This window comes from Paeniglutamicibacter sp. ORCA_105 (genome assembly GCF_045798545.1).
Classification (GTDB): domain Bacteria; phylum Actinomycetota; class Actinomycetes; order Actinomycetales; family Micrococcaceae; genus Paeniglutamicibacter; species Paeniglutamicibacter sulfureus.
Map to the genome: position 1 here is coordinate 129,082 of NZ_JBIXLM010000004.1, position 16,041 is coordinate 145,122.

15 protein-coding genes are annotated in these 16,041 nt (G+C 63.6%); 13 read left to right on the forward strand and 2 right to left on the reverse strand.

From position 1 onward, the window contains the following. Positions 1–2: 2 nt before the first annotated feature. Both ACIPUB_RS03390 and ACIPUB_RS03395 read right to left on the reverse strand, forming a co-directional pair. Positions 3–2,144 (reverse strand): acetate--CoA ligase family protein, encoded by a 2,142-nt coding sequence (locus tag ACIPUB_RS03390; RefSeq protein WP_407606060.1) that lies wholly within the window; start codon positions 2,142–2,144, stop codon positions 3–5. After that, a complete protein-coding gene (locus ACIPUB_RS03395; RefSeq protein WP_407606061.1) occupies positions 2,141–4,186 on the reverse strand; it encodes an FAD-dependent oxidoreductase in 2,046 nt (681 codons plus the stop codon). Before ACIPUB_RS03395 ends, ACIPUB_RS03390 begins: the two co-directional genes overlap by 4 nt. 128 nt (positions 4,187–4,314) lie before the next feature. Between ACIPUB_RS03395 and ACIPUB_RS03400 the strand changes: the two genes are divergently transcribed. From ACIPUB_RS03400 to ACIPUB_RS03460, 13 genes are all read left to right on the forward strand, one after another. Then, positions 4,315–5,382 (forward strand): ABC transporter substrate-binding protein, encoded by a 1,068-nt coding sequence (locus ACIPUB_RS03400; protein WP_407606062.1) that lies wholly within the window; start codon positions 4,315–4,317, stop codon positions 5,380–5,382. Between the two features lie 38 nt (positions 5,383–5,420). Next, entirely contained in the window at positions 5,421–6,236 is an 816-nt protein-coding gene (locus tag ACIPUB_RS03405; RefSeq protein WP_407606063.1) for an ABC transporter ATP-binding protein, read from the forward strand. A 6-nt stretch (positions 6,237–6,242) separates the two neighbouring features. Then, positions 6,243–7,085: an ABC transporter permease gene (locus ACIPUB_RS03410; RefSeq protein ID WP_407606064.1), complete on the forward strand. Its 843-nt coding sequence runs from the start codon at positions 6,243–6,245 to the stop codon at positions 7,083–7,085. Positions 7,086–7,210: 125 nt separating this feature from the next. Continuing rightward, complete coding sequence (locus ACIPUB_RS03415; protein ID WP_407606065.1) at positions 7,211–7,978, forward strand: enoyl-CoA hydratase/isomerase family protein; 768 nt, start codon at positions 7,211–7,213, stop codon at positions 7,976–7,978. Positions 7,979–8,147: 169 nt separating this feature from the next. Next, positions 8,148–9,329: an acyl-CoA dehydrogenase family protein gene (locus tag ACIPUB_RS03420; protein ID WP_407606066.1), complete on the forward strand. Its 1,182-nt coding sequence runs from the start codon at positions 8,148–8,150 to the stop codon at positions 9,327–9,329. A 102-nt stretch (positions 9,330–9,431) separates the two neighbouring features. Then, entirely contained in the window at positions 9,432–10,616 is a 1,185-nt protein-coding gene (locus tag ACIPUB_RS03425; protein ID WP_407606067.1) for an acyl-CoA dehydrogenase family protein, read from the forward strand. Further along, the gene (locus ACIPUB_RS03430; RefSeq protein WP_407606068.1) at positions 10,613–11,419 is read left to right on the forward strand and encodes an amidohydrolase family protein; all 807 of its coding nucleotides are present in this window, start codon (positions 10,613–10,615) and stop codon (positions 11,417–11,419) included. Before ACIPUB_RS03425 ends, ACIPUB_RS03430 begins: the two co-directional genes overlap by 4 nt. 11 nt (positions 11,420–11,430) lie before the next feature. Continuing rightward, on the forward strand, positions 11,431–11,946 hold the full coding sequence (locus ACIPUB_RS03435; RefSeq protein ID WP_407606069.1) for a pyridoxamine 5'-phosphate oxidase family protein: 516 nt from the start codon (positions 11,431–11,433) through the stop codon (positions 11,944–11,946). A 517-nt stretch (positions 11,947–12,463) separates the two neighbouring features. Beyond that, on the forward strand, positions 12,464–12,889 hold the full coding sequence (locus ACIPUB_RS03440) for a nuclear transport factor 2 family protein (RefSeq protein WP_407606070.1): 426 nt from the start codon (positions 12,464–12,466) through the stop codon (positions 12,887–12,889). Positions 12,890–12,922: 33 nt separating this feature from the next. Then, complete coding sequence (locus tag ACIPUB_RS03445; protein WP_407606071.1) at positions 12,923–14,479, forward strand: AMP-binding protein; 1,557 nt, start codon at positions 12,923–12,925, stop codon at positions 14,477–14,479. Next, the gene (locus ACIPUB_RS03450) at positions 14,469–14,912 is read left to right on the forward strand and encodes a hypothetical protein (protein ID WP_407606072.1); all 444 of its coding nucleotides are present in this window, start codon (positions 14,469–14,471) and stop codon (positions 14,910–14,912) included. The genes ACIPUB_RS03445 and ACIPUB_RS03450 overlap by 11 nt, the downstream gene beginning before the upstream one ends. Further along, positions 14,909–15,376, forward strand: coding sequence for a MaoC family dehydratase (locus tag ACIPUB_RS03455; protein WP_407606073.1), 468 nt, complete (start codon positions 14,909–14,911; stop codon positions 15,374–15,376). The genes ACIPUB_RS03450 and ACIPUB_RS03455 overlap by 4 nt, the downstream gene beginning before the upstream one ends. After that, positions 15,373–15,807: an acyl-CoA thioesterase gene (locus ACIPUB_RS03460; RefSeq protein ID WP_407606074.1), complete on the forward strand. Its 435-nt coding sequence runs from the start codon at positions 15,373–15,375 to the stop codon at positions 15,805–15,807. The genes ACIPUB_RS03455 and ACIPUB_RS03460 overlap by 4 nt, the downstream gene beginning before the upstream one ends. Positions 15,808–16,041: the final 234 nt, after the last annotated feature.

The window sequence follows — 16,041 nt, forward strand, 5'->3', positions numbered from 1 at the left end:
GCTTACTCCTTGGTGGGTGGGGTGAGGACCAGTGCGGCGTCGACAATCACGGCGCCGCCTGTCGGGGTGTCTGCAACTATCACGGGATTCAGGTCCGCCTGTGCCAGCCAGTCCGAGGCCGCGAACAGCTCCGAGAAACCGACAATGATCTCGACCAGGGCGTCCCTGTCGTACCCGGTGCCGCGGTGGCCGCGGAGCAGCAGGCCCACCGCGAGCCCGTCGAGCGCGGATTCGGCTTCCTCCCGGGTGAGCGGGCACAGACGGAAGACGACGTCATCGAGGAGCTCGGCCAGCACTCCTCCGGCACCGATCATCAACAGCGGACCGAACCGGGGGTCGCGGATCCCGCCGACGATGACCTCGGTACCCCGGTGGAGCTCGGCAAGCAGCAGTCCCTCGGGCTTCAGGCACCGGACTGCCATGATCTGCGCGAAGTCACGGACGGCCTGGTCGAGCTCGGCCTCGTCGCGCAGTCCCACCCTCACCAGACCCAGGTCGGACTTGTGGACCACTCCCGCGCAGAGCTGCTTGGCCACCAGCGGGAAGCCAATCTCTGCCGCAACGCCCGCTGCACCGGCCGCGTCGGCGAGCAGGACCTCTCGGGAGACCGGCAAACCCTGCCGGCGCAGGAAGGCCTTGGACTGGTGCTCGGTGGGCAATTCGGGCAGTTCGCCCGGGCGCGGCAACGCAGGCCCGGCGAGGCGTTCCGGCGGGGCCTTGGCGGCCGCGGCACGGAGCCGGGACCAGCGGGCAAGATTGGACAGGGCGGTCAGGGCGGCATCGACCGAACCGAAATGGCCGGCGTCGCCGTCCGCGAGCACCGATTCGGCATGCTCGGTCAGGTTCGCTGCGGTCCATGCCGAGATGACCGTCGGTTTGGTGCTGGACCGTGCGGCGGCAATGAACCCCGGCAGCAGCCGCTGTGCATCGTGCGGGCCCCAGGTGGGGATGGCGTAGAGCACCATGTCGAATTCGGGGTCGCGCTCGAGTTCGCTCAGCACGTCGGCCAGGTATCCGGCGTTGCCGACGACCTGGCCGGTCAGGTCCAGGGGATTGCCCGGGGTGCCGAAGCGCATGTCGGCGGACAGGGCATCGATGCTCCGTGCGGACAGCGGCGGGACCCGCAGCCCCAGTTCGGTGGCGCGATCGGCTGCATGGCTGCATTCCCCGCCCGAGGGGGAGACGATCAAGAGCCGGTTCGAGGCCGGCGGTTCCACCCGGGAGAGCAGGTCCGCGCTGTCGATCAGCGTGTCGACCGAGTCGACTTCCAGGACCCCGAGCTGTTCCATGACGTCGCCGAACACCGCGTGCGAACCGGCCAGGGCCCCGGTATGGGTCAGCGAGCTGCGTGCCCCGGCCTCCGAACGGCCCGCCTTGAGCGCCACCACGGGCTTGCCCGCGCGATGCGCCTTCGCCACGGCCGCTGAGAAGGCCGGGACATCGCGCAGTTCCTCGACGAACAAGGCAACCACCTTGGTGTGCTCGTCGTCGGCAAGGGCGTCGATGAGGTCCGCGACGTTGATATCGGCCTCGTTGCCGACGCTCACGACGCCGCGGATCCCGATTCCCCGGCCCTGGGCCCGGTTGAACAGGTTCACCGCCATGCCGCCGCTTTGGCTCACAATGGCGATGTTCCCGGGGGTGAAGACCTCGGTGATGTTCAGCGTTGGGCACCCAACGACGTTTTCAACCACGTCGAACGCCCCGATGCAGTTCGGGCCCAGCAGCCGGCTGCCGCCGGTGCGGGCCAGGTCCACGAGCTGCTCCTGCCGGGCCTGGCCTTCCTCCCCGTCCTCGGCGAAGCCGGCCGAACAGACAGTGATGACCTTGACCCCCGCCGCGACGCAGTCGCGCACGGCATCGGCCACCAGCTCGCCGCGGACCAGCAGGATCGCGGCATCGACCGGCTGGCCGACGTGTCCCACGCTCGGGTAGCACGGCAGGCCGGCCAGCTCGGTGTGCCGGGGATTGACCGGGTAGATGCTGCCCGAGTAGCCGGTGCGCAAGAGGTTGGTGAGGCTGCGGGAGGAGTACCCCTCCGGGTTGGAGGAGGCGCCGACGATGGCGATGGAGCGCGGCGCGAGCAGCGCTTCCAGGTCCAACGCCAGACGCCCGGGTGCCTGGGAGGCCGTTTCGATGTTCAACGGGTGGCTTCCTTCGCAAGGGGGCCGGCCTCTACCGGGAGGAGCCGGCCAGGGTTCCGCAGGAGCTTGGCCAACGCATAGGCCTGGCGCGTGGCAAAGACCAGGCGGCGCGGGGCGTATGCATCGCCCAGGAGATGGACGTCGCCGCGAAGGCCATTCAGCTCTTCGAACAGGGCGCTTTCCGAGACCCCTCCGCAGGCCAGCACCACCGAGTCGAAGTCTTCCACCGCATCCTCGACCCCGGAATACACGTTGCGTGTGGTCAGGCTCCCGGCGGCGATGGAAATGACCTCCTCCATGAATCGGAACTGCACCCCGTTGGTGCTCAGCCGGCCCAGGATTCCGCCGACGATGTAGCGGCCCAGCAGCTGGGCCGGTCCGTTGGTGGCGTAGATGACCCGGACCTTGTGGCCACGGGAACTGAGGTGGTCGGCCAACGCCAGCGGCGGCATGTGGTCGTCCTGGGCAACGATGACGACGCGTTTTCCGGGAACGGACACGCCGGTGAGGACATCGCGGATTTCCAGCACGGATTCCCCGTGCGCCCCCGGGACATCTGGCCTCCGGGCCGAGGCGCCGGTGGCCACGGCCACGGCGTCGGCCTCCTCCGCCAGGACGTTGTCGACGGTGGCGGGGTGGTTGAGCCGGATTTCGACGCCCAGGCCGGCCAGCCGGTCCCGCTGCCAGTCCAGGTACTTTGCGAAGCGCTCGTGCTTGGGTGCGGCGGCCGCGATGCGCAGTTGCCCGCCCAGCTCCGGCTGGGCCTCCCAAAGCTCGACCTGGTGTCCGCTCTCGGCCGCCAGGCCCGCAAGTTCCAGTCCTGCGGGGCCGCCGCCGACCACCAGCAGGCGCCTGGGGCTGGGGGAGGGGAGCCAAGGGCCGTCGATCTCGTTGCTGGTGTGTGGATTAACCGCGCAGCCGAACGGCAGCCCGTCCACATATCGCCGGTTGATGCACTCGTTGCCGCCGACACAGGGGCGGATCTGCTCGGTTCGGCCTGCGGCGGCCTTCAGCAGGAGATCGCCGTCGGCGATGTGCGCCCGGGCCATGCCGATGACGTCTGCGTTGCCGGCTGCCAGGATGGCTTCGGCGGTTTCCGGGGAGTTGACCAGCCCGGTGTGGACGACGGGCAGCGAGACGGCGCGCTTGAGGTTCCCAGCGAGCCCCGACCACTGCCCAGCGTCGAAGAAGTGCGGTTGGATGTAGCTGGGGTTCCCCCAGGGCGTGCCGACCACCGCGTGGATGAAGTCGATCATTCCGGTGGATTCAAGGTACTGGGCGATCTCGATGCCGTCTTTGGCGTCATAACCGCCGGGAACGTCCTCTTTGAGATTCAGCCGCACGCCCACGGCCATGGAGGTGCCCACGGCCTCGCGGATCGCCGTGAGCACCTCAACGACAAACCGCGCCCGGTTCTCCGGCGATCCGCCGTACGCGTCCTGGCGGTTGTTGGTGAGGGGAGAGAGGAACCATTCGAGCATGTCGTCGTGGTTGACGTGCAATTCGATGCCGTCGAGTCCCGCCCGGAGTGCCTGGCCGGCCGAGAACCCGTATTCCTTGACGAACCAGGCGATCTCCTTGGTCGTGAGCACATGGGGCAGCTGGTTGGTGACAGGCGAGCTCAGCCGGGCGGAGGGTGCATGCGGGAATCCGCCGATCATGGTCATTTGGCATGTCACCACCGCCCCGGCGGCGTGGAGCGTGTCCGTGGCCTGCTGCACCCTGTCGACGAAGTAGGGCAGCCGGAAATAGCCCTTGGTTTCCGCACTGATGCCGGAGGGCTCGAATCCGGGGATGAACTGGTTGCGGATGCGTCCGGTGATGCCGCCGACCCAGGCCACACCAGCCTTGGCCCGCGACTCGAGGTAGGCGATCGCCCGATCGGCTTCGTGTTCGTCAGTTCCCCAGAAGTTTCCGATGGCCGAATTGTGTGGAGGCATCATGACCCGGTTGCGTAGTTGCATCGGGCCCAAGTCAATGGGCGAGAACAAGTGCGTGAAAGCCGACGCGGCCCCGGAGTTTAATCCATGGTCATGATTCATATAGTTAACTTAGATCTTAGCCCCAGTGAGGTCAAGGAGGTTGGAGGGTTGCGGTCTAGTGTTGACTAACCATATTAATCATGTTCACTATTAGGGCATCAGAAGCAAGTGTTTTTCGAGGAGGACTTATGAAACACCAACCACGTCGCTGGCCGGCGTCCCGTCGCATCGCAGTCCTGCTTGCGGCGGGCGCTTTGGCGTTGACAGGCTGTGGAAGCAACGGCGTCTCCGCCGCTGCGGAGTCTTCTGACGGTCTTGCCACCGTGCGTGTGGGGCTCGCCATCCCGACTTTCAACACCGCGCTCATCAATTACGTCCTCCAAGAAGACATCGATTCTGAACATGGTCTGAACATGGTTCCGACGATGGGGGGCGCGGGTAGTACGAATCTCGTTGCTGCTCTTCGCTCGGGATCATTCGATGTCGTGGGAATCGGTACAGCGACGGCCGTGGATGCAAATGCCGAGGGCGCGGGACTCGTTGTGGTCGGAGGGACCGGCGGGTTGATCAATAACATTGTGCTCAACTCCAAGGTCGCGGAGGGGCTTGGGGTTGGTCCTGACGACCCCATTGAGGATCGAATAAGGGCATTGAAAGGTCTGACCATTGCGTCTTCGCCCCCGGGCTCCAGTAGCAATTCGACACTGAGATATTTGGTGGAAAAGTACGGTTTGAATCCCGATCGGGATCTCAGCATTGTACCTGTCAGTGATCCCTCGGCCATTGTTGCGGGAATCCGCCAGGGGAAATTCGACGGGAGTTTCTTTGGCGTGGGCATAGCCGACGTCAATATTGCCGATGGATCTGGTGAGCTGTGGGTTTCCTTGCCCCGAGGCGACGTCGAAGCTTTCGATGATCTGGTTGGAGTGGTGCTGGTTACAACCAAGAAATACCTCAGAGAGAATCCGAAAGCCGTCGAAGCAGTGCACGCCTCTTTGGCTGACGCGCAACGGCGGGTCGAAGCCGACCCGATAAAGGTAGGCGAGGCCTTGCATGAAAAGACGTTCGAGAAGCTTGACAAGGATGTCTTTGATGCAGCGTGGGAGCAAGCGAAGGACGGATTCCCGGATGGAGCTGCATTCACGTCGGAAAATTGGCAGACGTATCAGGATCTCTTCCAGCCCAGCTCGGAGAAGGACTTCTCGGTGATTAAATATGAGGACCTCGTTGCCCCGCCTGCACGTGGTGTGTCGTGAGAACTCGCAGTGATAGGAATGCAGGGGACGCGCGCCTGTTGAACGAACCTTTAGCTCAGACGCAGGTCAACGGAAACATCTTCGAAGTCGCGGATTTGTGTATTGGCTTCGGAGACAGGGAAGACATTCTCCGGAACGTCACCATGAAAGTTCGAGCAGGAGAATTTGTGACCTTGCTCGGTCCTAGCGGATGCGGTAAAACCACCATCTTGAACTTGGCCGCTGGCCTGATCCGACCGCGAAGTGGCCACGTTAGGTTCGAAGGAAAACCGATCGAAGGGTTCAATACTTCGGCCGGGTACATGACCCAAGATGACACTCTCTTGCCGTGGCGAACGGTGGCAGCAAACATCAGCCTTCCCCTGCGTCTTCGGGGCGTACCGAAAGCTGAGATTCGGTCCAAGGTTGATAGTTATCTTCGGATGCTTGATCTGGAACACGCCCGCACACTTTTTCCAGGCCAACTCAGCGGCGGCATGCGTCGACGGGCACTGCTGGCGAGAAGCATGATCTATGAACCCACCTTGCTTCTGATGGACGAACCATTTGCGGCGTTGGATGCGCAAATGCGTCAGCTAATGCATATGGAACTCCGACGAACGGTGACGCGCCTGAATCAGGCGGTTCTTTTCGTGACGCACGATATTGCCGAGGCTGCTGCCTTGTCGGATCGAGTGCTCGTCGTTGGTGGCGGGCCGCCCGGTGGCATTGTCGCCGACATCGACCTCCCTTTCGGCCGAGACCGGGACCTTGCAGCCCTTCGGTTCGACAAGGAATTCTTCGAAGTAGAACGCGAGCTCCACGACATTCTGTTGACGGCCAAGCTTCGGGCCTCAGCGGGCACTGAGAGGTGACAAATCATGGAAACTCTGACAATTGATGACAAGCAATCGCAGGGTGCCGAGGCGACCGCGAAGAATCTGAGTCGCCGGAGGACCAAACGCGCCCACCGGACCGGCAAGGTGCGCCTGGCTCAGGCACTGATCGTCATTGGCTTCCTCGCTCTGTGGGAGTATAGCTCCGGGCGCTGGGTCGATGATCTATTGGTGAGTCGCCCTTCAGCGGTCTTTCCGGAGTTATGGTCCTGGATCGTAAACGGAGAGCTCTTTTATCATGCTGCGAGTACGTTCAAAGATTCAGCCTTGGGTCTGCTCTTGGGTGGTCTTGCAGGTCTTACCGTCGGATGCATCCTGGGTCAGTCGGCCAAGCTGGCCGTCGTCTTCGAGCCCTTCATAACGGCTCTGTACACAATGCCGAAGCATGCTCTGATTCCCTTGTTCATAATGTGGGTCGGCATCAACTCGGAGCTGCGAGTGTTGACTTCCAGCACCATTGTCTTCTTTCTAATCTTCAACAACACGTTCTTCGGAATCAGGGACGTCAGCCCGGCTTTGGTCAGTTCGGTCAGGATAATGGGCGGAAGCAGTGCTGACGTTTTATTTCGCGTCAGCCTGCCATCGGCATTGATCTGGGTCGTCGCCGCGATGAAGCTCGCCGTGCCACAGGCGATTGTTGGAGTGGTCGTGGCGGAGATGCTCGCTGGCGATAGGGGCCTGGGATTCCTAGTGGCGATGAATGCAGGGACTTTCAACACGGCGGGCACATTTGCTGCAATAGTGGCGCTATTGGTGGTCGGATTTATCGTCGACAGGGTCGTCGGGCTGGTGACTCGAAGGGCACTGTCTTGGAAAACGGTTGTCTAAAGCAGGCTTAAATGGCAGGACACAAGTATCTCTTGCACTGGTTCGCGACCGGCCGTTCGGCGGGTGGCTGCGGGTTCTGTGCATCTACATAGTTTGGAGTTGGGATGTCGTCAGTTGGCGTAAGTGTGGAAGAAAGCGGAGGTGTTGTCCGCATCAGGCTGGAACGCCCGGAACGGCGCAATGCCTACGACCTGGACATGGCCAATGCCATGATCGAGGCACTGCACTCTGCTTCGAGGGCGGAGGCCGTGGTGATCACTGGCAGCGGCGGCTCCTTTTGTGCCGGCGGTGCACTGGGGCAGTTGAGCGATCCGGATCCGGAGGAATTGCGCGACCTGTTTACCACTTCGTTGCGATTGGTTGACGCCATCCGTGCCTGCCCACGGCCGGTCATTGCCGCGGTGGACGGGGCGGCGGCCGGGGGCGGCAATGAGCTTGTCATCGCCTGCGACTTCGCCATTGCAACCGAGCGATCCACCTTTGGCCAGACGGGCCCGAAGGTCGGATCGGCCCCGGTGCTCGGGGCCACGAACCTGGCTGCGGTCCAGATAGGCGAGAAGCGCTCCAAGGAGATGTCCTTCATGTGCCGGCGCTACAGCGCGGATCAGGCCTACGCCATGGGCCTGATCAACGAGGTGGTCCCGGACGGGCAGCTCGACGAGGCCGTCGGCCGCTGGCTCGCGGAAATCCACGAACTCAGCCCGCGTTACCTGGAGATCGCCAAGGTCAGTTCCAACATGTGGTGGAACGCCTCGAAGGACAACATGCAAGCAGGACTCGAGTCCCTCATCCAGGCGATCGGCAGCGAGGACATGCGGGAGGGCGCCCAGGCGTTCATGGAGAAGCGCAAGCCCCGTTTCCGCGAGGCCCGCCAGCCGGCCGGCAGGCCATAAGGTTCGCGGCAACTCCTCCTTCCTGCCTTTGGGCATGGGAGGGGGCTTTGCTTTTGGGGCCTAATCTAGGATAATGAATACAATAGACGCTCGGAATTGCGGACTGGGTCAAGAAAACCCCAGGCTTTTCCGGCTCGTCGACCGCACCTCGGGGCTTTCCCGTAGATCGATGAAATTGGAGGTGGAGGCCGTGACGGTTTCCGTTGTTGATGAACATGCCGAGATCCGCAAACTGGCAGCTCAGGTAGCCGAAGAGGTCTATGCGCCGATGGCCGAGGAATTGGATGTGACTCGGACGCCCATTTCCCTCGAAGAGCGCAAGCGACTCGGGGACTTGGGTTTCCTTGGCATTGCGCACCCGGAGCGCTTCGGCGGCTCCAATGCGCCACTGTCCCAGGCGCTCGCCGTCATCGAGGAATTCGCCAAGGTCTGCCGGCCCGCGGCATTCCAGGTCTTTGAATCGAACACCGGCCCGGCCCAGGTCATCAACCACCTGGGAACCGAGGAGCAGCGGGAGCGGCTGTTGCCGGACATCATCACCGGCGATAAGACGATGGCCGTGGCGATCTCCGAGCCCGACGCCGGTTCGGCGGCGACCGATGCCAGGACGACCGCTCGTCCTGTCGGCGAAGGGTTCGTGGTGAACGGTGCCAAGCGCTGGATCTCGAACGGCGGCGAGGCCGACCACTACCTGGTCTACGCACGTCTTTCCGATGCCCCCGGGGCGAAGGGGATCGGTGCCATCATCGTGGACAAGACCATGCCGGGGGTCAGCTTCGGTGTGCCCGAACGACTGATGGGCTTCCGCGGCATTCCGTCCGCGGACGTCATGTTCGACGACGTGCTGGTCCCGAAGGAAAACGTCGTGGTTCCGGCTGGAGAGTTCAGCTCGCTCTTTGGCGCTTTTTCGATCGAGCGGATGGGCAACGCTACGATGTCCTTGGCGATCGGGCAGGCGGCGCTGGATAAGACGCTGGCCTACGTCCAGCAGCGCGAGCAGTTTGGAAAGCAACTGGTGGAATTCCAGTCCATCCAGATGATGGTTGCCGACATGGTGTTGCAGGTCGAAGCAGCGAGGCTCCTCGTCGAACGGGCGGCCAGCAGCGTCAAGAACGGCATTCCGGACGCGCTCCAGGTTTCCCTGGCCAAATGCACCGCCAACGAGATGGCGAAGAAGGTCACCGACCTGGCCATCCAGGTCCATGGCGGCAACGGATACACCGAGGAATATGGACTCGAGCGGTTGCACCGCGACTCGCACGGCTGGGCGATTGCCGGTGGCACGCCGTCGATGCAGCGCATCCGGATCGTCTCAGAGGTGCTTGGCCGGCGCTTTGACCAGCGCCGCTGATGTCCTTGGTCCGGCCGCCGTGCATGTGGCGGCCGGACCCGGGGTGTGTGTTCGAATGGTATTGGTTTTGGGTAATTCTTCGACAGAGGGACAGGAATAGTTGTGAGCGTTGATCTGGGTAGGGACATGGAAGCCGTGGTCGATTCGCTGCGGCCGTCATTTGACTTGGGCGAAGAGCATCTGGCAATCCGGGAGCGGGCACAGGCGCTCGCCGCGGTGCTCGAGGCCGTGGCCGGGGAAGCCGATGCGATGTCGGAGCTCCATGAGCCCACGCGCGCTGCGTTGGCGGCCTCCGGGCTGGCCCGGCACGTGGTGCCGGCGGCCTACGGCGGGGTTTCGGAGACCCTGGACCCGCTGGAGATCACCGTGATCCGTGAAGCGCTGATGTATTCCTCGGCGCACCTGGACTCACTCTTCGGGGTGCAGGGCATCGGTTCCTACACCCTGACGGTGGGGGGAAGCGAGGAACAGAAACAGTACTGGCTTCCCAAGGTCGCCTCGCTGGAGGCCATCGCCTCCATCGCGCTGACCGAACCGGAGGTTGGCTCGGACCTGCGCGGAATCACGACGACAATCGAAGAGGTGGAAGACGGCGGCCTGCGGGTGCGCGGCCGCAAGTCCTTCATCACCAACGGCGGCGCCGCTTCCTTCTACTGCGTCCTGGGCCGCGAGGGCGATGGCTACTCCATGGTCTTGGTCCCCGCCGACGCCCCGGGGCTCACCGCGAATCCCGGTGACGACCTGATCGCACCGCACATTCTCGGCGAACTCGAGTTCGACGACGTCGTCGTGCCCGCCGGCAACCGGCTGGGTGTCCCGGGTAAGGCCTTCTCCTTGATGCTCCAGGCCCTGGCTGTATTCCGTGTCTCGGTCGCGGGCTCGGCCGTGGGATTGGCCCAGGCGGCGCTCGACGAGGCGCTGGCCCACGCGAAGGAACGGGAACAATTCGGCGCCCCGCTCATCGAGCTTGGCGCGGTCTCCCAGTCCCTGGCCATGTGCTGGACCGAAGTCGAGACGGCCCGGGCCATGGCATACCGGGCTGCCTCCCTGGCCCGCACCGACCCCCTTGCCAACATCCACTTCTCTTCGATGGCCAAGATCGCTGCCACCGAGGCGGCCGGCCGCGTGGTGGACCGCGCCGTTCAGGTCATGGGTCGTTTCGGACTTGTTCGCGGCTCGAAGATCGAACGGCTCTACCGCAATGCCCGGGCGCTGCGGATTTACGAGGGCTCCACCGAGGTGCTGCTCGATTCATTGGCCAAGCGCCTGCGTAAGGCGGCGAAATGAAGCCCGAACTCATCATCGACGCGCATACCCACGTCTGGCCTGACAAGATCGCAGGGCTGGCACTGAATTCCAACCCGGTGCCGGGGCTCGAGCCGCGCGGCGACGGCACGGTCTCCGGCCTTGACGCGGCCATGGACAAGCACGGGGTCCAGGCAAGTTGCTGCCTGGGCATTGCAAACGAGGCGCGGCACGTGGACTCGGTGAACCGCTTCGTCGCGGCACTCGCAAGCAACCGGCGCCACCCGGTGGGCACGGTGCACGTTGACCTGTCACTCGAAGAGAACATGGCGAGCCTGCGGCGCCACGGGATCAGGAGCGTCAAGCTGCATCCCTTGTTCCAGAACTTCGCGCTGAACGATCCGCGCCTGTGGCCGATCCTCGAGGCCTTCGGCTCGGAGATCTCCGTCATCACCCACGTGGGCGAGGGCGGGGATGCGCGCACCAACGCGCTGTCGAGCCCCAAGATGATTGCGGACATTGCGCGGCGGTTCCCAGACCTGACGTTGATGGCGTGCCATTTCGGCGGCTACAAGATCCTCGACGATGCCGAGGAAATGCTCTCCGGCGCCGACATCATCCTCGAGACTTCCTGGCCTCCCTCGTTGACCACGCTTGCCCCGGACCGGGTCCGGCGGCTCATCCGCAACCACGGAGCCGAAAGAATTGTCTTTGGATCCGACTGGCCGATGACCAACCCGGGCGAGGAAATTGCGGCTATCCACGGCCTCGGGCTCACCGACGAGGAAACCCGCCAGGTGCTGGGCGGAAACCTTGCCAGGTTCCTTCAGCTCTCTCCCTTGTAGGGGCGGTAGGCATGGGAGAGACCGGGATCGACAACATCGAGGACCTGCGTGGTCTTGGCATGGGCAAGGACGACCGCTCCGAACTCATCGGCGCGCAGACCGAATGCACATTCGTCTTCACGAACGAGGACGGTTGGGCCAGCGGGGTCGTGATGAGCTACGTCGAGTTTGACGGGTCCTTCTGGGTGACCGCTGTGGAAGGACGAGGGCACGTGCGCGGCGTTGAAAAGGATCCACGCGTCAGCATGGTGATTTCCAACGCCGGCACGTCCCTGGCCGGACGGCGCATGCTGTCCATGCGGGGGACGGCCATTATCCACCGCGACCCCGCCACGAAGGCAAGGTTCCTGGGGCCTTTTGCGGCCCGGCACCAGCCGGATGACCCGGAGAGCTTCATCCGGCTGTTGGACAGTCCCAACCGCGTCGTCATTCAGTTCCATCCCGCGGCGGGGACTGTCAGCCACAACTCCACCAAATTGCCGGGAAATGGCCGGGGCGGGGCTTTGCCACAAGCCAAACAGAAGTAAACGGTGCCACCTGCGGAACTAGCAGAACCCTGGCAGGGAAGCATGCCCCGGCTGCCGCTTCCCTGCGCCCCGGTGCCCCGAGACCGGTGAGATCCTGCTTGGCAGCCGTCGGCCCGGTGGACGGTGCGGAGCTTCCCGGGTGAACCGCACCGGTCCACGGACGCAGCGCGGGCAAACTCCCGGACAAGAACCACAAGATCCCTCCATTGCTATGGACATGATTCGTCGCCTGACTTACGATCTATCTTAATCATCCGCATCAATTGTCGGATTTTGCGTGTTGGTTCTTGGGGTTCAATAAGCGCTTTCGCCTTGGATTTCCGAGGGCCAAGGTTTGGCGATCATGCGTTCGACACCCCGGTCTTCGTCAGCCTTCCACCGGGGCCGTGACTCGAAAGACCAGTCGAAGATCGTGTGCAGTGCCGCCGTGGAATGTCGTATGCAGTCCACGGAATCCCGAAAAGTTCCTTCAGCGGGATGTGCGGTATTGCGACAACCACCGAATGAGGAGAGAACCATGACCGACGTTACCCAGGCAACCATGACCGACCGCATTGCGATCGAGACGCTGCTCAACACCTACTCCCTGGCCTATGACAGCAGGGACCTGGCGACCATGGAATCCTGCTTCGCCGCAGACGCAGTCTTCAGCATGCAGATTGCGGGGCAGGAACCGGTGTCCTTCGACGGGCGTGCGACCATCATGAAGTTGATGACCGATTCGATGGCAAGCCAAACCGACCAGCGTCGACACATCAACTCCAATCTTCTGGTGTCCGAGGAAGACGGAGTAGTCCGGACCACCAGCTACCTCACGCTGGTTGCGACGGAAGGAAACCAGATCCAGTTACTCAGTTCGGGGGTATATAGGAATGAGATCGTCGAGGACGGCGGGGTGCTTCGGTTCCGACGACTCCACCTTGACCTGGACAAGTCCTACTAAGCCGCGCCGTAACCTCGAGAACTGGAGAATGACATGGCGAACCTGGGACTTATCCCGGCCAAGTGGGCCGCGCTTACACCCAATGCCCAAGCGGTTTATGACGTGCCCAATGACCGCCGGATCAATTGGTCCGACCTAGACTCCACCGTGCGGCGTCTGGCGAACGGGCTGCTCGGGCTGGGCCTGCAGCCGGGTGACCGGGTGGCCATGCTCTCGAAGAACAGCGTCGAATACCAGGCCCTGTATTTCGCCGCCGGCCGTGCGGGCCTGGTGACACAGCCGCTGAACTGGCGTCTGGCGTCACCTGCACTCACGGAGGTCGTGCGCGATGCGGCGCCCAAAGCGGTCATCGTCTCCGACGAGTTCCTCGAGGTGTCCCGTGACTTGCAGCGCGCCCTGGACATCCCTCACTGGTTCGAGTTCGGTGCCGGCGGCGACGGCAGCCTGGAGCGCCTGGTCGAAAGCTCTTCCGATCTGGAACCGGAGACTACATCCCGGATCGGCGACGATGATCCCTTCTTCATCCTCTACACCGGAGGCACGACGGGGAAGTCGAAGGGGGCGCTGCACACGCATCGAAGCGCGGGAGCCGGGATGCTGAACCAGACCGTAGCGGAGCGGATCGTCCCCAGCGATGTCTACATGCTGACCGGGCAGATGTACCACATTCCGATCATCCTCTCCATGAACTACCTGAAGCATGGATGCCCCCTGGTGCTCGTGAACTTCGAGGCGAAACAGGCGCTGGAGATCATTGAAGCGGAGAGGGTCTCGGCGTTCCTGGGGATCACCACGATGCTCAACTGGATGATGGCCGTGGACGGTTTCGAAAAGTACGACCTGAGCAGCCTGCGCAACATCCAGTACGGCGGCGGGCCGATGCCTTCGTCCATTGTGCGCCAAGCCCTTGATTCCTTCCCATGCACCCTGATCCAGGGCTATGGGCAAACCGAGGGGACCACCATGTGCTTCCTCTCGCAGGAAGACCACGCCAACGCCCTCGCGGGGATCCGTCCCGAACGTCTTCGCTCCTGCGGCCGCGAGGGGTTCCTGACCAGTGTCCGCGTCGTGGATCACCTGGGCCGGGAGGTGCCGCGTGACAGCAAGACACCGGGGGAGATCATCGTCCGTTCGGAGGCCAACATGGTCGGATACCTGAACCAGCCCGAGCTGACCGCCCAAACCCTGCGTGATGGATGGATGTGGACGGGCGACGTGGCGACCTGGGACGAGGATCGCTACATCTTCATCGTCGACCGCGCCAAGGACATGATCATCTCCGGCGGGGAAAACATTTTCAGCGTCCAGGTGGAGGAGGCGATCGCCAGCCATCCCGCCGTCTTGGAATGCGCCGTCATCGGGGTGCCCGACGAAGAGTGGGGCGAGTCGGCCAAGGGGTTTGTCGTACTCAAACCGGGCCACCACGCTACCGAGCAGGAGATCATCGAGCAGGCCAAGACGCAGCTGGCCAGTTACCAGAAGCCCCGTTCGGTGGAGTTCGTGGACGAACTGCCCAAGGCCCCCACGGGCAAGATCTTGAAGCGCGACCTCCGGGCCCCCTACTGGGAGGAACGGGAAAGTGCTGTCTGAAACGGTTCCGGCCCCCCATCCGCTGGTCGGGAAGGAATTCCCGGGAGGAAGCTACACCCTTGAGCCCTGGCGGGCCTGGCTCCTGGCCGATGCCTTGGGCGATGACCCCGCCCAGGAACAGCCCCACCCGGTCATGGCGTGGATGGCGGCAGTGGGGGGAATGGGCATCACCTGGGACGAACTCTTCGAGTGGTTTGATGCCACGGCGGACGACGGCCCCATGTTCGGCGAGCACCGCACAACCCTGCACATGCCGCTGCGATCCGGGGCGACCTACCACGTGAGCGGAAAAATCACCTCGGTGGACCGCAAGTCGGGACGGCGGGCGGGCACCTTCGACATCGTGGGCTACGAGCTGTACCTCCACGACGGAGACGGGCACGTGGCTACCTGCTGGAATTCGCTGGTGCTCCCCAGGAGGTCCGAGGCATGAGCATCGGCGTGGGAACCGCGTTGCCGGTGCACGAGGTGCTGGTGGACCCCCGACCAATGAAGACCATGGCCGCGTTGCTCAACGATCCCAATCCCATTCACTGGGACGCGGGTGCGGTCTCAGCGCTGGGCATGGGCGATCGGCCGGTGAACCAGGGGCCGCTCAACATGGGCTACCTCATGACAATGCTGGCCCGCTGGTCCGGAGGCAGGGACCGGATCCTTGACTTCAGGGTCAGGTTCCTGGGCAATGTCTTCGCCGGGGACCGGGCCCGGGCGGGGGGCACCGTGACCGGAATCAGAACCACGAGCCAAGGTCGGGTGGCCGACTGCGAGATCGCACTGAACGTAGTTGGCGGGGACGCGGTGCTGTCCGGAACGGCCTGCGTGCTGCTCGAGCCAATCGGCTCGGACGAAGGCCGCTCCAGCCACGGGCAAGACCAGAACGACGGGAAGGGAATATGAGCGTGATCGGTTCGAAACTCGATTTCCAGCTGGCCTACGGAGATTGCGACGCCGTGGGCATCGCCTACTTTGCCATCTACTATCGCTGGATGGAACGTGCCTACTCCTCGTGGCTCTTCGGCCAGGGAATCCGCAGTGGCGAAATGCAGGACGAACTTGGCGTGGTCACCGTGGGCATCAGCTCCGGCGCCCGCTACCATTCCACCGCCAAGGTCTTTGACCACCTCAGCTGCCAGGTCGTGCTTGACCGGCTGGGCACTACGTCGTACCGGGTCGGGTATGAGTTCACCCGGGACGGTGAGCTGGTCACCCGGGGCCAGATGAGTTATGCCTGCCGAAATGCCGGGGACTTCACGAAGGCGCCCCTTCCCGAGCGGCTGCACGGAATCCTGGGCGGGCTTCCTGCGCCCTCGTTCGACACCGAGGTGTGATCGGCCGCTGATCCTGCTGCCGCTTGGATGGTGTGGGGGATTGTCTGCCGGGTGCGTGGTTCTCGGTTCGTGACTGGCCTGGAAATGCCGGGTTCCCGTGGTTCCGGGCCCAAGCCATCGGCGGCTGCCGGGTCGAACCCGCCTCGGCGCGATGCCGGAGGCATTTGTCCGACGTCGGCGCGGGACGGTTCGCGGGTGCGAACCTGCAGCCGCCCCGCTCCAGTGGCGTGCCCT

Bases quoted from the DNA above. Each gene is read 5' to 3' on its own strand.
- ACIPUB_RS03430 (WP_407606068.1), top strand. From the start codon at position 10,613: ATGAAGCCCGAACTCATCATCGACGCGCATACCCACGTCTGGCCTGAC.
- ACIPUB_RS03420 (WP_407606066.1), top strand. From the start codon at position 8,148: ATGAAATTGGAGGTGGAGGCCGTGACGGTTTCCGTTGTTGATGAACAT.
- ACIPUB_RS03440 (WP_407606070.1), top strand. From the start codon at position 12,464: ATGACCGACGTTACCCAGGCAACCATGACCGACCGCATTGCGATCGAG.
- ACIPUB_RS03445 (WP_407606071.1), top strand. From the start codon at position 12,923: ATGGCGAACCTGGGACTTATCCCGGCCAAGTGGGCCGCGCTTACACCC.
- ACIPUB_RS03410 (WP_407606064.1), top strand. From the start codon at position 6,243: ATGGAAACTCTGACAATTGATGACAAGCAATCGCAGGGTGCCGAGGCG.
- ACIPUB_RS03435 (WP_407606069.1), top strand. From the start codon at position 11,431: ATGGGAGAGACCGGGATCGACAACATCGAGGACCTGCGTGGTCTTGGC.
- ACIPUB_RS03395 (WP_407606061.1), bottom strand. From the start codon at position 4,186: ATGAATCATGACCATGGATTAAACTCCGGGGCCGCGTCGGCTTTCACG.
- ACIPUB_RS03400 (WP_407606062.1), top strand. From the start codon at position 4,315: ATGAAACACCAACCACGTCGCTGGCCGGCGTCCCGTCGCATCGCAGTC.
- ACIPUB_RS03455 (WP_407606073.1), top strand. From the start codon at position 14,909: ATGAGCATCGGCGTGGGAACCGCGTTGCCGGTGCACGAGGTGCTGGTG.
- ACIPUB_RS03460 (WP_407606074.1), top strand. From the start codon at position 15,373: ATGAGCGTGATCGGTTCGAAACTCGATTTCCAGCTGGCCTACGGAGAT.